The organism is Hymenobacter segetis (assembly GCF_038448715.1).
In the GTDB taxonomy this organism is placed as follows: domain Bacteria; phylum Bacteroidota; class Bacteroidia; order Cytophagales; family Hymenobacteraceae; genus Hymenobacter; species Hymenobacter segetis.
This window is the reverse complement of the sequence record NZ_JBCEVZ010000045.1, coordinates 1-22,847: the sequence shown is the minus strand read 5'-3', so window position 1 is coordinate 22,847 and position 22,847 is coordinate 1. Positions and strand designations below refer to the sequence as shown.

General features: G+C 59.1%; 23 protein-coding genes. 16 read left to right on the top strand and 7 right to left on the bottom strand.

Annotated features, from left to right (window positions below):
* Nucleotides 1-7 precede the first annotated feature (7 nt).
* Together AAFH49_RS16120 and AAFH49_RS16115 are read left to right on the top strand one after the other, a co-directional pair.
* The gene (locus tag AAFH49_RS16120) at nt 8-523 is read left to right on the top strand and encodes a D-glycero-alpha-D-manno-heptose-1,7-bisphosphate 7-phosphatase (protein ID WP_342299778.1); all 516 of its coding nucleotides are present in this window, start codon (nt 8-10) and stop codon (nt 521-523) included.
* 44 nt (nt 524-567) lie between these two features.
* On the top strand, nt 568-933 hold the full coding sequence (locus AAFH49_RS16115) for a hypothetical protein (RefSeq protein ID WP_342299776.1): 366 nt from the start codon (nt 568-570) through the stop codon (nt 931-933).
* A 58-nt stretch (nt 934-991) separates the two neighbouring features.
* Here AAFH49_RS16115 and AAFH49_RS16110 read toward each other — a convergent pair whose 3' ends face one another.
* Together AAFH49_RS16110 and AAFH49_RS16105 are read right to left on the bottom strand one after the other, a co-directional pair.
* Complete coding sequence (locus tag AAFH49_RS16110) at nt 992-1,147, bottom strand: hypothetical protein (RefSeq protein ID WP_198070108.1); 156 nt, start codon at nt 1,145-1,147, stop codon at nt 992-994.
* A gap of 96 nt (nt 1,148-1,243) precedes the next feature.
* Nucleotides 1,244-2,641 (bottom strand): type III PLP-dependent enzyme domain-containing protein, encoded by a 1,398-nt coding sequence (locus tag AAFH49_RS16105; protein WP_342299775.1) that lies wholly within the window; start codon nt 2,639-2,641, stop codon nt 1,244-1,246.
* Between the two features lie 248 nt (nt 2,642-2,889).
* Between AAFH49_RS16105 and AAFH49_RS16100 the strand changes: the two genes are divergently transcribed.
* The 4 genes from AAFH49_RS16100 (at nt 2,890) to AAFH49_RS16085 (ending at nt 6,662) form a co-directional block, all read left to right on the top strand.
* A complete protein-coding gene (locus AAFH49_RS16100; RefSeq protein ID WP_342299773.1) occupies nt 2,890-3,864 on the top strand; it encodes an arginase in 975 nt (324 codons plus the stop codon).
* Between the two features lie 184 nt (nt 3,865-4,048).
* Nucleotides 4,049-4,399: a VOC family protein gene (locus tag AAFH49_RS16095; protein WP_342299772.1), complete on the top strand. Its 351-nt coding sequence runs from the start codon at nt 4,049-4,051 to the stop codon at nt 4,397-4,399.
* A gap of 361 nt (nt 4,400-4,760) precedes the next feature.
* Nucleotides 4,761-4,955 (top strand): hypothetical protein, encoded by a 195-nt coding sequence (locus AAFH49_RS16090; protein ID WP_342299771.1) that lies wholly within the window; start codon nt 4,761-4,763, stop codon nt 4,953-4,955.
* 141 nt (nt 4,956-5,096) lie between these two features.
* Nucleotides 5,097-6,662: an HNH endonuclease family protein gene (locus tag AAFH49_RS16085; RefSeq protein ID WP_342299769.1), complete on the top strand. Its 1,566-nt coding sequence runs from the start codon at nt 5,097-5,099 to the stop codon at nt 6,660-6,662.
* A 160-nt stretch (nt 6,663-6,822) separates the two neighbouring features.
* Here AAFH49_RS16085 and AAFH49_RS16080 read toward each other — a convergent pair whose 3' ends face one another.
* Nucleotides 6,823-7,986, bottom strand: coding sequence for an MFS transporter (locus AAFH49_RS16080; protein ID WP_342299767.1), 1,164 nt, complete (start codon nt 7,984-7,986; stop codon nt 6,823-6,825).
* A gap of 201 nt (nt 7,987-8,187) precedes the next feature.
* Between AAFH49_RS16080 and argS the strand changes: the two genes are divergently transcribed.
* The 5 genes from argS to AAFH49_RS16055 all read left to right on the top strand — a co-directional run bounded on the left by argS (nt 8,188) and on the right by AAFH49_RS16055 (nt 14,494).
* A complete protein-coding gene (gene argS / locus AAFH49_RS16075; protein ID WP_342299765.1) occupies nt 8,188-9,981 on the top strand; it encodes an arginine--tRNA ligase in 1,794 nt (597 codons plus the stop codon).
* A gap of 81 nt (nt 9,982-10,062) precedes the next feature.
* Nucleotides 10,063-10,644, top strand: coding sequence for an LOG family protein (locus AAFH49_RS16070; RefSeq protein ID WP_342299763.1), 582 nt, complete (start codon nt 10,063-10,065; stop codon nt 10,642-10,644).
* A gap of 139 nt (nt 10,645-10,783) precedes the next feature.
* Entirely contained in the window at nt 10,784-11,371 is a 588-nt protein-coding gene (locus AAFH49_RS16065; RefSeq protein WP_342299762.1) for a glutathione peroxidase, read from the top strand.
* 173 nt (nt 11,372-11,544) lie between these two features.
* Nucleotides 11,545-12,441 (top strand): 1,4-dihydroxy-2-naphthoate polyprenyltransferase, encoded by an 897-nt coding sequence (locus AAFH49_RS16060; RefSeq protein ID WP_342299761.1) that lies wholly within the window; start codon nt 11,545-11,547, stop codon nt 12,439-12,441.
* A 61-nt stretch (nt 12,442-12,502) separates the two neighbouring features.
* A complete protein-coding gene (locus AAFH49_RS16055; RefSeq protein ID WP_342299760.1) occupies nt 12,503-14,494 on the top strand; it encodes a DUF2075 domain-containing protein in 1,992 nt (663 codons plus the stop codon).
* Between the two features lie 111 nt (nt 14,495-14,605).
* Here the strand turns inward: AAFH49_RS16055 and AAFH49_RS16050 are convergent, their stop codons facing one another.
* The gene (locus tag AAFH49_RS16050) at nt 14,606-16,282 is read right to left on the bottom strand and encodes a DEAD/DEAH box helicase (protein WP_425293338.1); all 1,677 of its coding nucleotides are present in this window, start codon (nt 16,280-16,282) and stop codon (nt 14,606-14,608) included.
* Nucleotides 16,283-16,598: 316 nt separating this feature from the next.
* Between AAFH49_RS16050 and AAFH49_RS16045 the strand changes: the two genes are divergently transcribed.
* From AAFH49_RS16045 to AAFH49_RS16025, 5 genes are all read left to right on the top strand, one after another.
* Nucleotides 16,599-17,345: a class I SAM-dependent methyltransferase gene (locus AAFH49_RS16045; RefSeq protein ID WP_342299758.1), complete on the top strand. Its 747-nt coding sequence runs from the start codon at nt 16,599-16,601 to the stop codon at nt 17,343-17,345.
* A 42-nt stretch (nt 17,346-17,387) separates the two neighbouring features.
* Nucleotides 17,388-17,720: a hypothetical protein gene (locus AAFH49_RS16040; RefSeq protein WP_342299757.1), complete on the top strand. Its 333-nt coding sequence runs from the start codon at nt 17,388-17,390 to the stop codon at nt 17,718-17,720.
* Nucleotides 17,717-18,406: an ATP-binding cassette domain-containing protein gene (locus AAFH49_RS16035; RefSeq protein WP_342299756.1), complete on the top strand. Its 690-nt coding sequence runs from the start codon at nt 17,717-17,719 to the stop codon at nt 18,404-18,406. Before AAFH49_RS16040 ends, AAFH49_RS16035 begins: the two co-directional genes overlap by 4 nt.
* Nucleotides 18,407-18,456: 50 nt before the next feature.
* The gene (locus tag AAFH49_RS16030; RefSeq protein WP_342299754.1) at nt 18,457-19,671 is read left to right on the top strand and encodes a CaiB/BaiF CoA transferase family protein; all 1,215 of its coding nucleotides are present in this window, start codon (nt 18,457-18,459) and stop codon (nt 19,669-19,671) included.
* 86 nt (nt 19,672-19,757) lie between these two features.
* Nucleotides 19,758-20,684 (top strand): hypothetical protein, encoded by a 927-nt coding sequence (locus AAFH49_RS16025; protein ID WP_342299753.1) that lies wholly within the window; start codon nt 19,758-19,760, stop codon nt 20,682-20,684.
* A 211-nt stretch (nt 20,685-20,895) separates the two neighbouring features.
* Here AAFH49_RS16025 and trpS read toward each other — a convergent pair whose 3' ends face one another.
* From trpS to AAFH49_RS16010, 3 genes are all read right to left on the bottom strand, one after another.
* Complete coding sequence (trpS, locus tag AAFH49_RS16020; RefSeq protein WP_342299752.1) at nt 20,896-21,870, bottom strand: tryptophan--tRNA ligase; 975 nt, start codon at nt 21,868-21,870, stop codon at nt 20,896-20,898.
* 8 nt (nt 21,871-21,878) lie between these two features.
* Nucleotides 21,879-22,490, bottom strand: coding sequence for a hypothetical protein (locus AAFH49_RS16015; RefSeq protein WP_342299750.1), 612 nt, complete (start codon nt 22,488-22,490; stop codon nt 21,879-21,881).
* A gap of 30 nt (nt 22,491-22,520) precedes the next feature.
* Nucleotides 22,521-22,847, bottom strand: a 327-nt coding sequence (locus tag AAFH49_RS16010) for a queuosine precursor transporter (protein ID WP_342299748.1), incomplete at its 5' end; no start/stop codon positions are given.

Here is a 22,847-nt window from a genome sequence, read left to right as displayed (position 1 = left end):
TGTCACAATGACAACAAAAAACAAAGCCGTTTTTCTCGACCGCGACGGCGTGCTAAACGAAGAAATTGGTCACTACGTGTGGCAGCTGGAGGAATTCAGCATCTGCCCCGGCGTGCCCGAAAGCCTGGCCCGCCTCAAAGCCGCCGGCTACCTGCTCATCGTCGTCACCAACCAGGCCGGCATCGCCAAAAAACTCTACACTGCTGCCGAAGTCCACGCCTGCCACGCCAAGCTGCAAGCCGCCTGCGATAACGTGATTGACGCCCTCTATTTCAGCGATGCTCACCCGAGCGTGAGTGACTCTATCATGCGCAAGCCCGGCTCCGCCATGCTGGAAAAAGCCGTGGCCCGCTTCAACCTCGACGTGACGCAGTGCTGGATAGTGGGCGACCGACTCCGCGACATGGAGGCCGGGGCCAACATCGGCGTGCGCGGTATCTTGGTGGGGCACGAAGAAGCTGTTGATTTCTCGCCCCACGTTGCCGACTTGCGGGCAGCCACGACTGTTATCTTAGGGCAATGACAGTCACCGAGACAAAGCCAGGTTGGCTAGCCAAAAACCGCAACATGCTGTTTTTGCTGGCCTGTGTCATCCTGGGGCAGGTGGTTTTTTACTTCACTACTACGACTAATAGCAAGCGCGAAATCGAACGCTACAAAGCCCTGCAATTAGCCAGCCGCGTAGAGAAAGTCTTGTCCTATTCCCACGGAATTCAAAAGGTGAAGCTGGCCACTGGCGAAACCCAGGCCCTGGCCCTGACCGCCGCCGGGCAGCAATATATTCAGGTGGGGGATTCGGTGGTGAAGGCGGCGGGCAGTGACAGCATCACTACATACCGCCGGTTTCCGACCTACACGGAGGTGTCGGTTTTCGGGCCCAACTCAACTGATAAGATGGGCTTCATCAGGCGTTACCAAATCAAGAAGCCATAAAAAAAGGCCGGCCTCCCACGTGGGAAGCCGGCCTTTTTTACATCGAAAATCGAAAGCGCTACTGGCGGGCCGCCGGGGTAGCCGCACTGGCCGTGATGGGCGAGGAAACGCGGTTGGCTTCCTTAGTGCTGCTGTAGGCGGGGCACTTCTGGCGATTGCAGGCGCCCAGGGAGAGGGCCGCGAAGCCGGCGGCGAGCAGAACGTACTTTTTCATAATTATATAAAAACGGGTGAGGGGTTGCGGGGTTGGGCTTCAAAGATAAGCAGGCAGCCTAATATTTCGCTACAACTCCTTAACGCCGAAATTGAATTATTCGTATCCGAGAATCCGCATCATGCTGCCGGCTTCCTGCTGGGGCGCGAAAACGGTATCGGTGAGGGTGCCGTCCTCGGCGCGGTCGAGGATGATGTGCTGGGGGGCGGGGATGAGGCAGTGCTTGATGCCGCCGTAGCCGCTGAGGCTCTCCTGATACGCGCCAGTGTGGAAGAAGCCGACGTAGAGCGGCTGGGCATCGGCCGGTTTGCGCTCGGGCAGGAAGGTCTGGTAGATGTGCTTCTCGGAGTTGTAGTAGTCCTGCGAATCGCAGGTGAGGCCGCCGAGCTGGATTTTCTTGTATTGCTTTTCCCAGCCGTTGAGGGCCAGCATGATGAAGCGCTGGTTGAGGGCCCAGGTGTCGGGCAGATTGGTGATGAACGAGCCGTCAATCATGTACCAGAGCTCCTTGTCGTTCTGCAGCTTTTCGTCGAGGATGCTGTAGATGGTGGCCCCGCTTTCGCCCACGGTGAAGATGCCGAACTCGGTGAAAATGTGGGGCTCGGGCACGCCTTCCTGGGCGCAGATGCGCTGGATGGTGCGCAGGATTTCGGCCACCATGTAGGGGTAGTCGTAGTCGGGCTGGATGCTGGTTTGGATGGGCAGGCCGCCGCCGATATCAATGGTGGTGAGGGTGGGGCACACCTTGCGCAGCTCGCAATACTTGTGCACGAAGCGGCTCAGCTCGGACCAATAATAGGACGTGTCCTTGATGCCCGTGCTGATGAAGTAGTGCAGCATGGTGAGCGTGAAGCGCGGGTCGTCCTTGATGCGCTGCTCGTAGATGGGCACGGCATCGGCGTAGCGCACGCCCAGGCGCGAGGTGTAGAACTGGAAGCGCGGCTCCTCATCCGAAGCCAGGCGCATGCCGATGTTCACGTTTTCGCGCACGTGGTCGTGGTAGTATTCGATTTCGTTGGGCGAATCGATGATGGGCATGCAGTTCACGAACCCGTCGTTAATCAGGTCGGCGATTTCCTTTTTGTAGGCTTCGGGCTTGAAGCCGTTGCAGATGATGTGCTTCTGCTTATCGACCTTGCCCTGGGCGTGCAGGTTGCGGATGATGCTGATGTCGAACCACGACGAGGTTTCGAGGTGGATGTCGTTTTTCAGGGCCTCTTCGAGCACGAAGCGAAAGTGCGACGACTTGGTGCAGTAGGCGTAGGAATAGGAGCCGGTGTAACCGGTGCTGGCGATGCCGTCGGCAAACCATTTCTTGGCCCGCTGAATCTGGGAGCTGATTTTGGGTAGGTAGGTGAGGCGCAGCGGGGTGCCGTATTTCTCGACGAGGCCCATGAGGTCGATGCCGTGGAATTGCAGCTCGTGGTCCTGCACGGTGAAATCGGCGGTGGGGAAATCGAAGGTTTGGGAGATGAGGTCGTGGTACGTATCCATTCGGGATTTTTGAATGCAGCGGGAAATATCCGACCTTTACGGCGGGCGGGACAAAAGTACCGCCGGGGTTAGGATATTGGCCGGGAACCGTTGGTTGTTCTTGCAGTATCCCGCCCCGCATCGTGACGATGGATGATTAGCGACTTGGCTACGGCAGATTCTTCTGCCGCAAGGCAGCGCTCGAAGACCGCCGCAAGGCTGTTTTGGAACGATGCCGCCAACCTGCTTACCCCAATTCCCACCCTCCGATGAAACGCATCAAATTACTGGAAGTCCGCTCCGAGCTCGGGGCGGGAACCCGCGGGGCCGGCATGGGCATCGACGCCCTGCGCGTGGCCTGCCTCAACAAAGGCTCCGACTATTTCCGCCGGTTCAACTCCGTGGTCGTGCCCGATTTGAACCACGTGCTGTTCGACAAAACGCCGTTTCCGTTCGCCAAGCACATCGACGCCATTTATACCGTGCAGAAGGGCATTGCCGCCACCGTGGAGCAGACGCTGCGCTTCGGCGAGTTCCCGCTGGTACTGGCCGGCGACCACAGCAGCGCCAATGCCACCATTGCCGGCATCAAGTCCGCGTACCCCACCAAAACGCTGGGCGTGATTTGGATTGATGCCCACGCCGACATCCACTCGCCCTACACCACGCCCAGCGGCAACGTGCACGGCATGCCCCTGGCCGCCGCGCTGGGCGTGGACAACCTGGCCCACCAGCGCAACATGCCCGACGCGGAAACGGAGTTCTTCTGGCGCCGCCTGCAAAACCTGGGCGAGCCCGGCCCCAAGCTCACGCCCGAGCACCTGGTGTACGTGGTGGTGCGCGACACCGAGGAGGAGGAAGATGCCCTCATCGCCGAGCTGGGCATCAAGTGGATAAAACTACCCGAAATCAAGGCCAAAGGCTCGCGCCAACTCACCCGCGAGATTTACGAGCACCTGCGCTTCTGCGACCTGGTTTACATTTCCTTCGATGTCGACAGCCTCGATTCGAGCTTCAGCATCGGCACGGGCACGCCCGTGGAGGATGGCCTCTACCTCTCCGAAGCCGAAAACCTCTGCCAGGACCTGCTGGAAAACGACCGGGTGGTGTGCTTCGAAATGGTCGAAATCAACCCCACGCTGGACAATGGGAACACAATGGCGAAGAATGCCTTCAATATCCTGGAGAAGGCGACAGATGCGATTGAGCGCCGACTGCGGCTGGAGGAAGTGGTGAGCCGGTAGTAGCTGGTGGCTCTTATAATTGCGGTTCTTAATATTCATTGAAACGGCTTAAAACGTCTGTCATCCTGAGCGCAGCGAAGGACCTTATCACGTCTGAACAAGTTGTTTAAACGTGATAAGGTCCTTCGCTGTGCTCAGGATGACAGACATTCTAAACCCCCTCACCCCACCGTCCTTTCCCAAAATGAGCAAACCAATCAACAATTCCGTCTTCTACGTCGAGTTCCCGGCCACCGACTTAGCCGCGACAAAACGATTCTACGCCCAGGCTTTCGGGTGGTCATTCGAGGATTATGGGCCCGATTACGTGGCCTTTGAGGACGGGCAACTATCGGGTGGTTTTTATCGCGCCGAAAGCGTGCCGCCCAGCAGCCCACTAGTAGTGCTCTGGGCCGATGCGCTGGAGGAGTCTCAAGCCGCAGTGGAAGCGGCCGGGGGCATCATCAGCAAGCCAATATTTTCCTTCCCGGGTGGCCGTCGGTTCCATTTCACCGACCCGAATGGCAATGAGTTGAGCGTTTGCGGCGAGGCATAGGACGGGCCAATAGTAGTTGTTGCCAGTGCCGTAGAAAGGGACCCGAATTATTTGTAAACATCCTGTACCTTTGCATCGTACCCTATAAAAAATAAGGGGCCGAGCACATGGCCCAGCCCCTTACCCAAACTACCGGAGCAGCTGCGTGAGCAGGAACAGGCCAATGGCCTTCCCTACACCGCTTGCCACTCCCATCAAAACAGCCTTACTGACTGCCTGAAGTAGTTTTAACACACGCTTATTTCTCATGTGGAGAAAAGAAGTTAGGTGCTGAATCCACCTGCTTCTTTGAAACCCCGGTTGTGTCCAGCAGCCGGGGTTTCGTCTTTTTAGGGACTAGCCGAGGTGAGGTGGAATAACCGTGCGATGCGGCGAAGATAGAAGCCCCCACCTGCTGGCCCGCAACGCCAACCTCATCAAGGAAATCCGCGTGCAGCTCAAGCCCTACCAAAGCTCGCCTACCAAGCACGCCGTCTGGGAGCGGTTCCAGGGCTACACCAAGCTCATTATCCTCGGCGGGGGCGGGCCGAAAGGCGACACCGAAACCAAGCCGTAAGCCCCCACTGCTGAAGAAACAACAAGCCCCGCCAGTAGCTGGCGGGGCTTTTTTAGATACATTTCTAATCTTTTTTAGTCTTATGGTACTAACACTTAATATAACCCTACTTTTATCTCTTAACTCTAAACCTTTCTTCAAATGGCCATCCCTAAAAATCTCGTTAATCTGGATGCAATGCTTTCTAGAGCCGATTTTGCTCAAAATCAAGAGAATGAAAACTCATATGAAACTATAACAGGCATATCTATCAGAGACCTGTCTAGAGATGGAATGACGGGCAAAATACTGAGAAAGCCGGATTTTCAGCGCGAAACAAGCCATTGGACGCCCGAGCAAGTTGTATCACTTTTAGAATGCTTTCTAAACGGTGATTTAATCCCTTCGGTTATTCTATGGAAAGCACCAATATTTTTATTTGTTATCGACGGAGGACACAGATTAAGTGTCTTAAAAGCCTGGACTGAGGATGATTATGGTGATGGCCCTTTGTCTGTAAAGTATTTCGGAGATGCAATGTCTGAAAATCAACTTAAAGCTGCTGCAAAGACGAGGAAGTTGGTAGCGGAATCAATAGGAACATATCAGCATTTCAAAAATCGTATTGATAATTCGGACTTTAATGCTCAAACACAATCAATAATAACTCGGACTTTGCAATTGCAGTGGGTTAGTGGAGATGCTGGCAAAGCGGAATCTTCATTCTTCAAGATAAATAGCCAAGGGACGGCGCTTGATGACATGGAAGAAATGTTATTAAGGTATCGCCATCGACCAATTGCTATTGCTGCTCGTGCAATTATTCGCGCTGGTAAAGGCAATAAGTACTGGTCTGCTTTTCCTGCTGACAAAGCTGCGCAAATTGAGGAGCTAGCTAGAGTGTTGCATAGAACACTTTTTGACCCCGAAGTTCCATCTGTTATAAAAACCTTGGAATTGCCATTAGGTGGAGCAAAAGGAATTAGGTCTGCTCTACAATTAATGATTGACTATCTAGGTATAGCAGCAATGAAGCAGGTCGGACGAAGCATTGTAATTGCTTCTATTGAGTCAGGTGAAAATGATGAATCGGGAGATTCAACTATCGAAGTGCTGAAAAAGGCACGTAAACTCAGTGACAGATTTACAGGAAATGAGCATGGAAGCTTGGGATTACACCCTGCAATCTATTTTTATGGACCGAGCGGAGTTCATTCTGCACCACTGTTTTTAGGAACTGCAAAATTTCTTAATCTAAAAATTCTTAATAATGACAATAACTTTTTCAAACAATTCACTTCCGTTAGGGAGCAAATTGAGAAGTGTTTAGTTCAGAATAAAGAACTCATTTCAACTATACTGCAAAAGGTTAGCTCCAGAAGAAGAACTAATACATATGCACTAATAATAAGTAATATTTTTATAAATATAAAATCTGGTAAAATAGTGTCAGAGGAAGATTTAGTGGATTGGGCAGGCCTCCTTGGTAAGATTGTCATAGGTGGAGATAAAACTACATCTACCACTTTTAGCGAAACTACCAAGAGTAAGATTTTTATTAATATGGCGCTTGGTTCGGCTCAAAAATGTTCGATTTGTGGAGGGTACCTGGACCAAACAAAGTCAGCTTCTTATGACCATATAATACCCAGAAGGGAGGGTGGACTAGGAAGTGTTTCTAATGGTCAAATCGTTCATCCTTATTGTAATCAAGGATATAAAAGTTAGCTATTGAAGTTGCGTTAAAAAAAGCGCGCATTAGTTATTGCCAGCAACAGAAAGCCCCGCCAGACACTGACGGGGCTTTCTGTTGCTTCAAGTTTCGGGGGGTATTCGGCCGGCGGGGGCGGGAGGCCGGGGAAGCGTCCTATGCCCATCCCTCAGGCCTCTACTCCTGCCGGCCCCGCCATAGCGCCCACAACCCCAGCGCCGGCCCCACGGCCAGCGGCAGCAGCAGCAGGTGCGGCGGCAGGAGCGGTACCAGCCGGCTGGTGAGCTGCACGCTGACAATGGTGAGGGCAAAGCCCAGGCAGTTGACGATGGTCAGGGCGGCCCCGCGCGTATCGGCGGGGGCGTGCCGGGCCACCAGGGTCGAAAACATCGGCGAATCGGCCACCACCACCAGCCCCCAGAAACCCAAAAAAGCCCCCAGCATCGCCCCCGAGCCCGTGCCCAGCACCAGGCCCGAGGCCAGGCAGCAGCCGCCCGACAGCGCCAATGCCCCGGTCGCGACCCGCGCCGGCCCCAGCCGCCGGGCCAGTAGCCCCGCGCCCACGCAGGCCAGGCTGCCCCCGCCAATTATGCCGAACGAAAGCAGCGGCACCGGCAGCCCCGCCCCCGCGTGCCGGGCATTGAAGGCCGCCAGCACCACCGGCACGAAGGCCCAGAACGTGTAGAGCTCCCACATGTGCCCGAAGTAGCCAAACGCCGCCGCCCGGAATGCCGGCTGCCGGAACCCCGCCAGAAATGCCGTGAGTGCCGGGCGCGCGCCGGCCCGGCGGTAGGGGCCATCGGGCACCAGCAGCAGCAGGGCTGCGCCGCCTAGCAGCGCCAGGCCAGAGGTAGCCCAGGCCACCGCCTGCCAAGGCAACTGGCCGCCCATGCTCTTGAGCAAGTGCGGAAACGCGGTGCCCAGCACCAGCGCCCCTACCAGCCAGCCCAGCGAGCGGCCCAGCCCGGCCTCATAGTAGTCGGCCGCTATTTTCATGCCCACTGGGTAGATGCCGGCCAGGAAAAACCCCGTGAGCACCCGGCAGGCCAGCAGCCCCGCCACCGGCAGCCCCGGCAGCACCAGCCCCAGGTTGCAGAGCGCCGCCAGCGCCGCGCTCAGCGCGAATACCCGCGACGGCGAAAAGCGGTCGGCCACGGCCAGCAGGGCAAAGGCCAGGGTGCCGGCAATGAAGCCCAGCTGCACGGCACTGGTGAGCGCGGCCACAAAATCGGGCCCCTGGTGCAGGCGCGCCGCCATATCGGGCGCTACGGCATTGCCGGCAAACCACAGCGAGGTGCAGCAGAACTGCGCCCCCACGATGGTGGGAAGGATACGGGACATGAACGGGAGCGGGTGGGAGAGAGAGCTGGCAAAATACCGCCATTTCGCCGAACGCCCCTGTCAGCCCTTTCCGTTGGCCATGGGTCAGGGCGCAGCGCTGGAATACCCTGCCGCTGGCAGCCGGCGAAAACCGAAGCCGGTGCTCCCGCTTTTTGGAAAGGGGGCAGGGGTACGCTTACCGCCAGCCCGTACCTTTGCCCCGTGCAACAGTTAGAATCCTCCCTCAAAACCGCCCTGCAAACCGCCGCTCAGGCAGTTTTTGGCGTTGAAATCCCCACCGCCAGCCTCACGCTCCAGCCCACGCGCAAGGAGTTTGCCGGCAGCTTCACCCTCGTCACGTTCCCGCTCACCAAGGCCTTTGGCAAGGGGCCGGAGCAAATCGGCCAGGCCCTGGGCGAGTGGCTGAAAGCCCACGAGCCCCGCGTGAGCGGCTACAACGTGGTGAAAGGCTTCCTGAACCTCGAAATTGCCGATGCCGAGTGGCTGGCCGTGTTTGAGCAGCTGCGCGCCCAGCCTGCCACCGCGTCCGTGGCCACCGAAGGCCCGCAAAAGGTGGTGGTCGAATACTCCTCGCCCAACACCAACAAGCCCCTGCACCTGGGCCACCTGCGCAATAATTTCCTGGGCTACTCGGTGGCCGAGATTCTGAAAGCCACCGGCGCCACCGTCACCAAAGCCAACCTGGTGAACGACCGCGGCATCCACATCTGCAAGTCGATGATTGCCTACCAGCACTTCGGCCAGGGCGAAACCCCCGCGAGTTCCGGCCTGAAGGGCGACCACCTCGCCGGCAAGTACTACGTGCTGTTTGAGAAGCACTACCGCGAAGAAATCAAGCAGCTCGAAGCCGAAGGCGTGACCACTGACATCGCCAAGAAAAGCGCCCCGCTCATGACTGAGGCCCAGCAGATGCTGCAAGCCTGGGAAGCCGGCGATGCCGAAGTGAAAGCCCTCTGGAGCCTAATGAACGGCTGGGTGTACGAAGGATTCGACGAGACTTATAAGAATATTGGTGTCGATTTCGACCAGTATTACTACGAGTCCGAAACCTACCTGCTGGGCAAGGAGCGGGTAGAAGAAGGCCTCGAAAAAGGCGTGTTCTTCAAGAAGGAAAACGGCTCGGTTTGGGTCGATTTGCAGGCCGAGGGCCTCGACGAAAAGCTCCTGCTCCGCGCCGACGGCACCAGCGTCTACATCACCCAGGACCTGGGTACGGCCGAACTCAAGTACCAGGATTTCGGCTACGACAGCAGCATCTACGTCATCGCCGACGAGCAGAACTACCATATGCAGGTGCTGCAAGCCACGCTCAAAAAGCTGGGCAAGCCCTACGCCGACGCCATCCACCACCTCAGCTACGGCATGGTCGATTTGCCCTCCGGCAAAATGAAATCGCGCGAAGGCACCGTAGTCGATGCCGACGAGCTGGTGCGCGACGTAATCGCCGCCGCCAAAGCCGCCACCCTCGAAAAGGGCAAAACCGAAGGCCTCAGCGATGCTGAGCTGGAAGAGCTTTACCACATGCTGGGCCTAGGCGCGCTGAAATATTACCTGCTGAAAGTGGACCCCAAGAAGCGCATGCTCTTCAATCCCGAAGAGTCCGTGAGCCTCGAAGGCCACACCGGCCCGTTCATTCAGTATTCGCACGCTCGCATCGCCGCCATCCGCCGCAAAGCCGCCGAGCTGGGCATTGACGAAACTGCCGATTGGAGCAGCATCACCAGCCTCGAAGGCACTGAGCGCGAGCTAGTGCAGGAGCTGGCCCGCTACGATTCCGTGGTGGCCGAAGCGGCCCGCAACCTTTCGCCCGCCGTCATCGCGCAGTATGCTTATGACTTGGCGAAGGCTTACAATCGGTTTTATGCCGAAGTGTCAATTTTCCAGGAAACCGACGTGGCCAAGCGTAGCCTGCGGGTGGCGCTATCAGCTCGGGTAGGGGAGCAGATTAAGCAGTCGCTCAAGCTACTGGGGATGCAGGTGCCCGAGCGCATGTAGCGTGGACTCTGCGAGTCCGCGCATCGCCCGAACATAACCATCCAAGCGCGGACTCGCAGAGTCCACGCTACAGTTCATCATATGAAAAGCATTGCCGTTTACTGCGGTTCCAGCGCCGGAACCAACCCGAACTACATCACCCAGGCGCAGTCTCTGGCCGCCGCTATGGTGGCCCAGGGCCTCACGCTGGTGTACGGCGGTGGCCGCGTGGGCCTCATGGGCACCATCGCCGATGCGGTACTCGCCCTCGGCGGCCAGGTTATCGGCGTGATTCCTGATTTTCTGGATGCTAAGGAGTTGGCCCACAAAGGCTGCACCGAGTTGCACGTCGTGAAATCCATGCACGAGCGCAAGCTCATGATGGCCGACCGCGCCGATGGCTTCATTGCCATGCCCGGCGGCTACGGCACCCTCGAAGAGCTGTTCGAAGTGTTGACCTGGGGCCAGCTCGGCCTGCACCAGAAGCCCGTGGCCCTGCTGAACGTGGACGGCTACTACGACCTGCTCCTCCAGTCCCTCGACCGCATGCGCGACGACCAGCTGTTGCGCGCCGAAAACCGCGCCCAGCTCCTGCAATCGGCCGACCCGCAGGAGTTGTTGAAGCAAATGGCCGCATATAAGCCAGTGCAGCTGGAGAAGTGGCTCACGCCGCCGACTACCTGAGTGTAGCGCGGACTTTGTAGTCCGCGAATTCAACGTTCCGACTCGCGGACTAAAAGTCCGCGCTACAATCCAGAGTCCGAAACCCTATTGACCTTCGTATGGTTACGCACGCAACTGCGCAAACTCTTACCTTCAACTCATGAAAAATTCCCTTCTTCTCACGCTGGCCACTGCCGCCACGGCCGTGGTTTTCATCGCTGCTAAACCCGCCCCCCCCACCGCCATGACTGCACCCGCTGAAACCACCGCCGCTCCCGCTTCCGTGTATGATTTCACTGTGAAATCCATCGACGGCAAGGAAGTGAAACTGAGCAAGTACAAAGGCAAAAAGCTGCTGATTGTGAACACCGCCTCGAAATGCGGTTTCACTCCGCAGTATAAGGAGTTGGAGGAACTGTCGAAAAAGTACGGCAATAAGGTGGTTGTCCTTGGCTTCCCTTCGAACAGCTTCAACCAGGAGTTGGCCTCGAACGCTGAAGTAGCCTCATTTTGTGAGAAAAACTACGGCGTGACCTTCCCACTATTCGAAACCGTAGCCGTGAAAGGTGATGACGCTACGCCGCTCTACAAATACCTGTCGGACAAGACCAAAAACGGTGCGGTATCTGACGCGCCGAACTGGAATTTCTGCAAATACCTGGTTGATGAAAAGGGCCACGTTGTGAAATTCTACAACTCGAAAGTGACGCCCCTGAGCCCCGAGCTGGTGGCCGATATCACGAAATAGTTTTCTGTCGTCTCTGATTTATCAGAACGTCATGCTCATCTGGCGTCCGCAAAGCCGAAGCATCTCTACCGCGCAACTAATTTCGTCGTTGCAACGAAGCGGTAGAGATGCTTCGGCTTCGCAGACGCCAGATGAGCATGACGTTCTTTTTTGCCGTCTGATTTCCCTTTGCCATGTCTCCTTGGATATCTGCATTCCGCCCCCGCACGCTGCCACTAGCCCTCGCCAGCATCCTCACCGGGGCATTTCTGGCCGCCGCCGTTGGCCAGTTCAATGGCCTGGTAGTGGGCCTGGCGGCCCTCACTACCATCCTGCTCCAAGTCCTCAGCAACCTCGCCAACGACTACGGCGACTCCCAAAACGGCGCCGATAGCGTGCACCGCGAAGGCCCGCAGCGCGCCGTGCAAAGCGGGGCCATCACCCCAGCCCAGATGAAGCGCGGCATGTGGATTTGCGGCTTGCTGGCGTTGGGCAGCGGCCTCGCGCTGCTGTGGGTGGCGCTGGGTGCGGCGGGGCTGGGGCTGTTTCTGGCGTTTCTGGCGCTGGGGCTGGCCGCCATCTGGGCGGCGGTGAACTACACGGCGGGCTCCAACCCGTATGGCTACGCAGGGTTTGGCGATATTTCAGTGTTCCTGTTTTTTGGCATTGTGGGCGTGTGCGGCACGTATTTCCTGCAAACCCGGACGCTGCCGCTGCAAGTGCTGCTGCCGGCCGCCGCGCTGGGCTGCTTCGCCACGGCGGTGCTGAATGTGAACAATATCCGCGATATCAAGTCGGATGTACTGGCCGGCAAAATCACCATTCCGGTGCGGCTGGGGCCGATATATGCGCGGCGCTACCATTGGCTGCTGCTGGTGCTGGGCGTGGGTTGTGCCACGGTGTTTGTGGCGCTCACATATCATTCGCCCTGGCAGTGGCTGTTTGCGCTGGCCGTGCCGCTGTTCGCTTTCAACGCCATTCAGGTATGGCAACGCCAGGAATCGATGCAGCTCGACCCGCTGCTGAAGCAAATGGCCCTGAGCACGCTGGTGTTCACGGTGCTGTTTGGGGTGGGGCAGGTGCTGGGGTAGTAGTTTAGCGGGCGTAGCAGGTTTTCTGCTGGTTTTGCCTGCACTCTACCCAACGCATACCATGCAACGCGCCTATTATCATGCTCCCATAGCGGATTTTCTGACGCATGACGAAAACCGGATAATTGGCGAACTGGCGCTGGCCCATACCCACGCCCTCGAAGAGCTTCAGAAAGGAGCTTGGCAGCAGCAAATTCAGGTTCTGAAACGCGAACTGGCCGATTTTCCCGATGGCCACGTGTTGTTTGAAGTGTCCATTCCACGCATGGGGAAGCGGGCCGATGTGGTGGTGCTGCTGGCAGATGCGGTGTTCGTGCTCGAATTTAAAGTAGGAAGCACAAGCTATGACCACGCCGCTCAGGACCAAGTGCTGGACTATGCGCTCGACCTGAAAAACTTCCACGCGGGCAGCCACCACGTCCGCATTTTGCCGGTGGTGGTAGCAACCCAAGCCACCGCGCTGTCGCTAGTGTTTCAATCGTATAGCGACGGTTTGTACCAACCCCTGTTGGCCAATGCATTCCAGATTGCCGACTGCCTACGTTCCGGGACTGCCGTTGTTACGGGGACGCTGTTGAGTGCTGAAGCGTGGCTGGCCGCTGGTTATCAGCCCACGCCCACCATCATCGAAGCTGCCCAGGCGCTCTACAAAGGCCATCAAGTAGCCGATATCACCCGCTCCGATGCCGGCGCCGCCAACCTATCAGTAACAGGCGCTTGCATTGCCGAAATCATCGACCAAGCCAAGGCACAGAACCACAAAACCATTTGCTTCGTGACCGGCGTGCCGGGCGCGGGCAAAACCCTGGCCGGCCTCAATATCACCAACGAGCGCACCCACGCCGACGAGCAGGAACATGCCGTATTTCTTTCCGGTAATGGCCCACTGGTGGACGTATTGCGCGAAGCCCTGGCCCGCGATAAGGTGAAGGATGCCCGGCAGCGTGGCAATCGCCTCGATAAGAAACAGGCCATCTCGGAGGTGCGTTCTTTCATCCAGAACATTCACCATTTCCGGGATGAAGCCCTGCGCCACCCTGGTCCACCCATCGAAAAGGTCACGGTTTTTGATGAAGCCCAGCGGGCGTGGTCGGCTCAGCAGGCCAGCAAATTCATGCAGCAAAAGCGCGGGCAGGCCGACTTTAATATGTCAGAACCCGAGTTTCTGGTGGAGGTGATGGACCGGCACCCCGACTGGTGCACGGTAGTGTGCCTGATTGGTGGCGGTCAGGAAATCAATACCGGCGAAGCGGGGCTTGAAGAATGGCTGCGAGCTTTCGAGTCGCGCTTTACGGAGTGGAAAATCTATTACTCCGACCGAATTCGCGCCGACCGCAATTACCTGAAAGACGGGGCTGCTGTGGCACGCCTGGATGACTTGCAGGCCGAACCATTGGCCGCGTTGCATCTGGCGGTATCGGTCCGCTCTTTCCGGGCCGAACAGTTGGCTGCCTTCGTGCAAACGGTGCTTGATGCGGATTTATTGGCGGCGCGGCAGCTCTACGCAACGCATCTGGAGGCCGTTTATCCCATTCGCATCACGCGCCGGCTGGAAGTGGCAAAAACCTGGCTCCGGCAGCAGGCCCGCGGCACTGAACGATGCGGCTTGGTGGCTTCGTCGGGCGCGCACCGGCTCAAACCATTGGGGTTAAATATCAAGGATAAAATTGATGCGCCGGTCTGGTTTCTCAATGGCCGGGACGATGTTCGTTCGTCCTATTACCTGGAGGATGTGGCCACCGAATTTGATATCCAAGGCCTCGAACTCGACTGGGTAGGCGTAGCCTGGGATGCTGATTTCTGGTTGCAACACGGCTACTGGCAGTATCGCAAGTTCAAGGGCACGCGGTGGCAACAGTGCAACACTGCCGACAGTCGCCGCTACCTGCTAAATGCTTACCGCGTATTACTCACGCGGGCTCGCCAGGGCATGATACTTTTCATCCCCGAAGGCAGTACTGCTGATGCAACTCGTCTGCCCGAATTCTACGACGAAACATATGCGTTTTTCCGCGCAATAGGAATTCCTGAACTTGAGGAAGTACCCGCGTGAATAACGGATTCCAACCTGTTGAAAAGCATTCGTATAAGCAGTAAAAACCAGTCGTAAAAATAAAAGGCAGCCTGTTGAGGCTGCCTTTTATCATAGATGCTCAAGGCAACTTTATTCGGCGGCGGGAGTGGCCGGTGCAGCACCCGAATCTGGAGCCGCCGAGCCCTCTGGCCGAGGACCGCGCTTGCGGTTGCGACCTCCGCGGCTGCGGCTGCGCTCACCCTCTGCGCGAGGCTCGCGCGTTTCGCCTTCAGGCCGCGGCTCGCGTGGCGGGCGGGCTTCACCCTCCGGGCGGGGAGCGCGGGGTTCACGCGGCTGACGAGCTTCACCTTCCGGGCGCGAGGTGCGCTCGGGGCGGGGGCCACGGTCGCGGCGCTCTTCGCCTTCGGGGCGGGGCGGGCGCTGGTAGGGCACGCTGGGGGCGTGGCCGGCATCGAGGGCGGCCAGGGCATTTTTGGCGGCGGCGAGGCGCTCCAAGTGCTTGGGGTCTTTGGGGTCGGGGGCATCGCGGCGGGGCTTGCCGCCGTCACGTCCGCCATCGCGGCCCCCGCCACCGCCTTCGCGGCGCGGGCCACGGTCAGCGCCTTCGGGGCGGGGGCCACGGTCACGGCCGCCACCTCCGCCGCTGCCTCCGTGGCCGCCACGGGCCGGGCGGCCACCAATTTTACCACCCAGGCCGGCGAAGCGCTTGGGGTCAAACTCCGGGGCGGGGCCCAGGCCCAGCTCCTCGGTGATGGCGCGCTTTTCGAGGTCGCGCTCGATGAGCTTTTCAATCTTTAGCACCCGGTCCTGGTCCTGGTCCGAGATGAAGGTGATGGCCGTGCCTTTGGTGGCGGCGCGAGCGGTGCGGCCGATGCGGTGAACGTAGTCTTCAGCGGCACGTGGAATGTCGTAGTTCACGACGTGGCTCAGCGAGTCGATGTCGATGCCGCGGCTGAGCACGTCGGTAGCTACCAGAATGGGGAACTGCTTGTTTTTGAAAGCGCGCATGATTTCCTCGCGCTCTTCCTGAGTGCGGTCGGAGCTGATGCCGCGGGCCTCGATGCCGAGCTTGTTCACCGCCTTCACAATGCCGCCCACGGCCGCTTTCTGGCTGGTGAAGAGCACCATGCTCTGCACGTCCTGGGTTTTGATGATGTGTTCGAGGACGTAGATTTTCTGGCGGTCGTAGGCCATGTAGAGCTGCTGGTCGATGCCGGCGGCGGGCTTGGAAACGGCCAGGCGGATTTCCTCGGGGTTGTGCAGAATCTGCTGCGAGAAGTCGCGGATTTTGCTGGGCATGGTGGCCGAAAACAGCAGCGTCTGACGCTCCTTGGGTAGCTGGCGCACGATGTTGAAGATGTCATCGCTGAAGCCCATGTCCATCATCTTGTCGGCTTCGTCGAGTACTAAGTACTTGATTTGGTCGAACTTCACGTAGCCCATTTGCAAATGCGCAATGAGGCGGCCGGGCGTGGCGATGATGATATCAGCGCCGCTGGTGAGGGCGCGTTTCTGCTGCTCCCAGTTCTCCGATTTACCGCCGCCGTAGATGGCTATCGAGCTGGCTTCCACGTAGTAGCCGAAGCCCATCACCTGCTCATCAATCTGGGTGGCCAGCTCGCGGGTGGGCACCAGAATGAGGGTGGTGGTGTGGCCGTGCTTGGCATGCGAAATCTTGTCGAGCAGCGGCAGCAGGTAGGCGGCGGTTTTGCCGGTGCCGGTCTGGGCGCAGGCAATCAGGTCTTTACCGTCGAGGATTTTGGGGATGGCCTGCTCCTGAATGGGGGTAGCCTGCTGGTAATTCATGGCGTCGATGCCAGAAAGCAGGTCGTCGTGGAGGTTGAATTCGTGAAACGTCAAGGTTCAGCTAAGTAAAAGTTATTGAAGGGCTGACCTTGATGCCTGGGCCAGCAAACCGCTTGATTTGGGGTAAAGATACGGCAGGCGGCGGGTGTTCTGCGGTGGTGGATTGGTGGGTTGGGTAACGTCATGCAGCGCGAAGCGAAGCATCTTTACCGCAGTAGTAAATCAATCAATAGGATTAGTGGTGGCGGGCAAGATGCTTCGCTGCGCGCTGTATGACGTTCTTTTGTTGCAGCCAACCCACCAACCCGCTTCCCTCATGCCCACCCTCGACCGTTTCTCCACCCAGGCCGCCGACTACGCCCGCTACCGCATTGCCTACCCCGCCGAGCTCTACGACTGGCTGCTGCCCCAGGTGCCGGGCCACGAGCGGGCCTGGGACTGCGCCACCGGCAACGGCCAGGTAGCGGCGGTGCTGGCCGATTCATTCGTGCGAGTTGATGCCACTGACCTCAGCGAAAACCAGTTAGCGCAGGCTCCGCCGCGCCCCAACATCCACTACCAGCGGGCCACGGCCGAGCACACGCCCTTCCCCGACCAGCGCTTCGACCTCATCACCGTGGCCCAGGCCGTGCATTGGTTCGATAGCGAAGCCTATCACCGGGAAGTGCGCCGCGTGGCCCGGCCCGGCGCGGTGCTGGCCGAGTGGGGCTACCAGCTCTGCCGCCTCGAAACACCCGAGCTTAACCAGGTGCTCGATGAATTCCACGACGTTACCTCCGGCCCGTACTGGGATGCCAACCGCCGCCACATCGAAAACGAGTACGCCAACTTGCCCTTCCCGTTTGCCGATGTGCAGCAAGCTCGCTTCGCCGTGATAAAGCATTGGACGGTAGATGATATGCTGAATTACCTGCGCACCTGGTCGGCCACGGCCAACTACGCCCGGCAGCACAACGGGGCCGATATGGTAGCCTTGGTGGCCGATGAGCTGACGCGGCTGTGGGGGCCGCAGGCGCGCCCCGCTACGTTCCCGGTATTTGCGCGGGCCGGGCGGGTAGAATAATTGGCCGGTTGCCGCGTTGACCTGCTGAACCAAGCGTTTTCGATGACCATTTTGGCTACCCAATTGCGGGCCGTGGCCCTGTTTTACCGCAGCGTGGCCCCGTTCATGCTGGGCATTTCGGGGCTGATATTGCTGGCGGTGCTGCTGCCGGCCATCCACGAAGGCTGGAGCGGCGGCCTGCTGCCGGGGCTGCTGCTCAGCAAACTGGCTACCACGCCGGTGGTGTGGTTCCTGTCGGAGCAGCTGCGGCCGGAACAGTATTGGTTTTATTTCAACCTGAATATTTCGCGCCGCCGATTATGGGCTGGGGTAGTGGCACTTGATGGCGGGCTGTTTCTGGGCAGCGCTTTGCTCATGCGGGCCGTGCTGTCATGAGCCGGAATTCAGATAAGCCGGCCGGCCCGCAGGTGCTGGAGGCGGATGGTATTCGCATCGTGTTCGGCGAGCGGCAGGTGCTGGGCAGCATTTACCTGCGGGTGCAAACCGGCCAGATTGTGGGCCTGCTGGGCCGCAACGGCAGCGGGAAGTCGGTATTACTCCAAACCATTTTCGGAGCCCGGGCCGTGGCCGATGCCTCGGTGCGCGTGAATGGCCGGCATGTGGTACCCGCCTTCCGCCACCCGGGCCTGCTGAATTATCTGCCGCAGGAGCCGCTGTTACCGCCTTCGCTGTCATTGGTACAGGCCGCTGATATGCTGGGGGTCGACCTCACAAGAGCCACCGCTCGCTTCCCGGAGCTGCGCTCGCAGTTTGGCCGGCGGCTGAGCGAATTGTCGGGCGGGTCGGCGCGGCTGGTGCAGGCGTTGCTGTTGCTACACGCCGACACCGCTTTTTCGCTCTTCGATGAGCCATTTTCGGGCGTGATGCCGGTGCACGTCGAAGCCCTGGCCGAGGAAATGCAGCGCCTCAAATCGCATAAAGGCCTACTTATTACCGACCATCGCTACGCCGAGGTGCTGCCCATCTGCGACGTGGTGTACCTGCTGCACCAAGGCCGGCTGCTGAAACTGGACGGCGACGTGCGCGAACAGCTGCGCGACTATGGATATTTGGCAAGTTGAGCCAATTTGTAGCCCGGCGTGTAGCTTGCCGGCTTTCCAAGCAGTCTGCTATGTCGTTGCCACTTCCCTTCGCCCATCTCCGCGTTCTCGAACTTGCTTCGGTGCTGGCCGGTCCGCAGGTAGGCCAGTTTTTTGCCGAAATGGGGGCCGAAGTGCTCAAAATCGAAAGCCCTACCGGCGACGTTACGCGCACCTGGAAAACCAGTGCCGAAACAACAGCCTCACCAGCCACTGGAGATGTTTCTGTTTCGGCTTATTTCGCGGCTTCCAATTGGGGTAAAAGCTCCCTGGTATTAGACCTGACCAACGCCGCCGGCCAAACCGCACTGTGCCGCCTGGCCGCGCAAGCCGACATCATCCTCGCCAGCTATAAGCCCGGCGACGCCGAAAAGCTGCGGGCTGACTACGCCACGCTGTCCGCCGAAAACCCGCGCCTACTCTACGGCCATCTCACCGGCTACGGCCCCGAAAATGCCCGCGCCGGCTACGATGCCGTGCTGCAAGCCGAAGCCGGCTTCATGTACCTCAACGCCGCCGGCGCCGGCCAGCCGCCCCAAAAAATGCCCGTGGCGATGGTCGACCTGCTGGCCGCGCACCAGTTGAAGGAAGGCCTGCTCACAGCCTTGTTTCAACGCGAAAAAACCGGGCGCGGGGCGCTGGTGCAAGTCAGCCTGCTCGACAGCGCCCTTTCGGCCCTGGCCAACCAGGCGGCCACTTACCTCGTCACGGGCCATGACCCGCAGCCGCTCGGCTCGGGCCACCCCAGCATCGTGCCCTACGGTACCGTGTACCGCGCCGCCGATGGCCGGGCGATGGTGCTGGCCGTGGGCTCCGATGGCCAGTTCCGGCAGCTCTGCGCCGCGCTGGGCCACCCGGAGTGGGCCACAGATGCCCGCTTCGCTACCAACCCGGCCCGCGTGGCGCACCGCCCCGAGCTGGAAGCCCTGCTAACCGAAACCATTGCCGTTGTGAGTGGCGACGAGCTGCTGACTGCGCTGGAACGCCGCGCCGTGCCGGCCGGGGCTGTGCGCACGGTAGGAGAGGCCCTGCGCCATCCCTCGGCCCGGCCCATGCTGCTGCCCAGCCACGCTGCCGGACCGCAGGGACTGCGCACGGTGGCTTTCCGTAGCCCGCAATGGGCCGTGGCGGGCCAAATGAGCGCGCCGCCAGCCTTGGGCTCGGCCACAATTGCCACCTTCACACCGGATTCATCAGCGCCGGATGAAACTACGGCCCCGCTTACTTGCGTACCACCTGCAACCTGAATGGCCCGTGCCGGCCGCGCGTCGTGCCTTAAAAAGACAATTTCCCGCCCGTGCCGCGCTCATTCGCGGCTTATTCCCCCTTCCGCATGGCTAAATCATCCCCCAAAAAAAGCGCCGCCCCCGAGCTGTTAATTAACCCCGAGCCAACGGCAACGCCGGAACCCGCGCCCGTACCAGCCCGCCGCAAAGCCGCAAAAGCTGCCAAACCCAGCACCGCGGCATCCGCAAAGCCTGCCGCCAAACCCAGCGCCCCACGGCCAGCAGCCCCCGAAACCGGCCACACCGGGGCCACTGCCACCAACAACCAGCCCACGGCCGCAGCCGGCTCGCCCACCGAGGCTCCGGCCGACCGCCTCAACCAGATTTTCGAGGGTCTCAAGCAAAAATCTACCGCCAAGCAGGCCATCTACCGCAACACCCAGGCCGCGTTCGACTGCCTGCGCCTGGTATCGCAGGAGCTGGTGCTGGAGCTCAGCCGCAAGCTCACCCCCTTCGATTCGAGCGTGGTGATTGAGTACCGCTCCATTAACGACATGGAGTTTCACATCCGGTTTTCGGGCGATTTGCTGGTGTTCGTGATGCACTCCAACATCGTCACCTTCCCCGACGACTACGGCCCCATGCCTAGCAAATACGTCGAAGCCGATTTCCGCCGCCGCTTCTTCGGCCACATCATGGCCTATAACTTCATGGCCGACAGCATCAAGTACCAGCGCCTGAACGACCCCGGCTACCTCGTGGGCCGCCTGCTCGTCAACATCAACAACCACTACTTCCTCGAAGGCGTGCAGCAGCTCGAACTGCCCGATAACGACATGAGCGACAATCCAGTAACGCCAGATTCCATGCGCCTCTTCGTGGAAAGCGCCATGATTGCCGCCGTCAACAACGACCTCATCGCCCCACCGCTGCCCGAAATCCAGAAAATTTCTGTGAAGCAAAAGCTGGAAAACCAGCAGGTGAGCCGCGGCAGCAAAGTTGGTTTCAGCTTCTCAGCCGAGCAGGCGTTTTAGGCCGGCTCTGTCATTGCGAGTGGAGCGGAGCGGAACGCGGCAATCCGTCCTCTCATGAGCGACCAACCCTGAGATGTGGCATACTTATTTTAAAATACAGAAAGCCCCGACACTGCGAAGTGCCGGGGCTTTCTGGTAAAAGAAAGTGTCTGGTATTGATAGGACGGATTGCCGCGTTCCGCTGCGCTCCACTCGCAATGACAGATGAGTCCTACCGTCCGTAGCCCACCTTCTGGCGCACTTTCGCCAGCACGCCCGCGCCGTATTCCTGTGCCCGCTTCGCTCCAATGGCCAGCGCCGCATCTAGCTCCGGCAGGTTGTTCATGTAAAAATCAAACCGCTCGCGCTCCACGGCAAATCGCCGCAGAATCACCTCGTACAGCTCCTTTTTGGCGTGGCCGTAGCCGTAGCCGCCAGCCAGATAGTTGGCGCGCATCGTCTCAATTTCGGCCGGCGTGGCCAGCAGCGAATAGAGTTTGAACGTCACGTCCGTATCCGGATTCTTGGGCGCTTCCAGCGGCGTGCTATCCGAAATAATGGTTTTGACGGCCTTCAGCAGGTCTTTTTCGGGCGCGAAAATATCGATGATGTTGCCGTAGCTCTTGCTCATCTTCGCGCCATCGGTGCCGGGAATGGTCATCAGCTGCTCATCGGCGCGGGCCTGGGGCAGCACCAGCGTCTCGCCGTAGCGGTTGTTGAAGGCGCTGGCAATGTCGCGGGCAATTTCGAGGTGCTGAATCTGGTCTTTGCCCACGGGCACGATTTCGGCGTCGTAGAGCAGGATATCAGCCGCCATCAGCACTGGGTAGGTGAAGAGGCCGGCATTTACATCCGAAAGCTTGTCACTCTTATCCTTGAAGCTGTGCGCGTTGGCCAGCATGGGGTAGGGCGTGAAGCAGCTCAGGTACCAGGTCAGCTCGGTCACCTGCGGCACGTCGGACTGCCGGTAAAACAGGTTTTTTTCGGTGTCGAAGCCGCAGGCCAGCCACGCGGCGGCCACGGCGTAGGTGTTGGCGCGCAGCACTTTAGGGTCGCGCACGGTGGTGAGCGAGTGCAAGTCGGCGATGAAATACAGCGAGTCGTTGGCCGGGTTTTTCGACAGCTCGATGGCGGGCAAAATGGCCCCAAGCAGGTTGCCGAGGTGCGGGCGGCCGGTGCTCTGGATGCCGGTAAGAATACGGGACATATTGGTAATTAACGGGTTAAGCGCACGCCCTGGTTATAAGCGTGTACGGCGGCAGCGAGTTGGGCCCGGCTAACGCCATTGATAGCAAATTGCCGCTGGAGCACCGGGTCGGCCGGAAACAGGGCCGCCACGAAGCCGCCGGGGGCCAGTTTCTGGTCGAACCCCGGCGTGTGGCCAGGACTGTACGCAAAGAACGTACTCGTGCCGGCTTTGCGCAGCACCGGCAGCTTTACGTGGGCCTTAAAATTGGTGCCCATCTCCACCTGATAGTAGTAATAAAACAGCTCCACCGGGCCGGCTTCGAGAATTTCGAGCAGCGCGGGTTCCTTGAAATCGGCATCGGTACCGCTGAGAAAACGGAAATCATTCGCCCGCACAAAGCGGTGTTCTGCAACGGTGAAAGCCGTGACTTCGGCGGCGCGGAACTTGCGCTCCTTGCCGTTTTTCACGCCCACCATCATCGTGGGGCTGCCGTTTTCGGCCAAGGCCAGCTTCAGCGACGCCTCGCCCTTGGAGCCGTTGGCCAGCTGGTAGGTGCCGGGGGCAAAATTGAATTGGGCGCGGGCCACGGTGGGTGGCAAAAAGGCCCCGGCCGCCAGCAGGAAATAAGGTAGTCGCATAGCGATGAAAGGCGGACGAGCGAAGAAAAGTTACACGCTCACGTTTTCCACGGCTTCTTCCTGCAACTCGGCGGTTTCTTCCTGCCCCAGGTACTTGTCAATCAGGAAGTGCGCCAGGTACAGCACCGGCGTGAGCAGAATGGCCGCCGCAAACTTGTACCAGTAGTTGGTGTTCGCCACGCTGATAACCTGGTCGAAACTCCAGTTGCCGAACACGTAAAAGGCCACATACAGCACCACAAACGAGTCGACCAGCTGCGAAATCAGGGTCGAGCCCGTGGCACGTAGCCAGATGTAGCGCCCGCCCGTTGCCTGGCGCAGGGCCGTAAAAATGGTGGCATCAAGTACCTGCCCTAC